We start from the raw sequence: 366 nt of genomic DNA on the forward strand, positions 1-366 counted from the left end.
GCCTGGTGGAGAGCGTCATCGTGATGCCGACGCTGCTGTTCCTGGTGCTGGGGATCTGGCAGGCGGCGCTGGGGTACCAGGCCAAGAGCAGCGTGAACTACGCGACCTTCGAGGCGGCGCGTGCGGGAGCGGTGAGCAACGCCAGCGTGAGCAGCATCAAGGCGGCGTTCAGCAAAGGCATGGTGGGCTACTACGGCGGCGGGCGCACCGTGGCGGAGCTGGCGGCGAGCTACGCGCGGGCCACGGCCGACACGGCGGTGGGCATGCGTGTGGAAGTGCTGTCGCCCACCAAGGAAAGCTTCGACGACTACGCCAGCCCGGCGCTCAAAGAAGCGCTGAAGGCCGGTGACCTGGTGATCCCCAACG

General features: G+C 68.3%; 1 protein-coding gene. It reads left to right on the forward strand.

Features of this window, described 5'->3' with window-relative positions; all coding sequences use genetic code 11:
• A partial coding sequence (locus ACG0Z3_RS23265) for a TadE/TadG family type IV pilus assembly protein (protein ID WP_394402440.1) occupies positions 1-366 on the forward strand: 366 nt, incomplete at both ends.

The sequence above is a fragment of the Pelomonas margarita genome (genome assembly GCF_043555875.1).
Taxonomy (GTDB): domain Bacteria; phylum Pseudomonadota; class Gammaproteobacteria; order Burkholderiales; family Burkholderiaceae_C; genus Pelomonas; species Pelomonas margarita.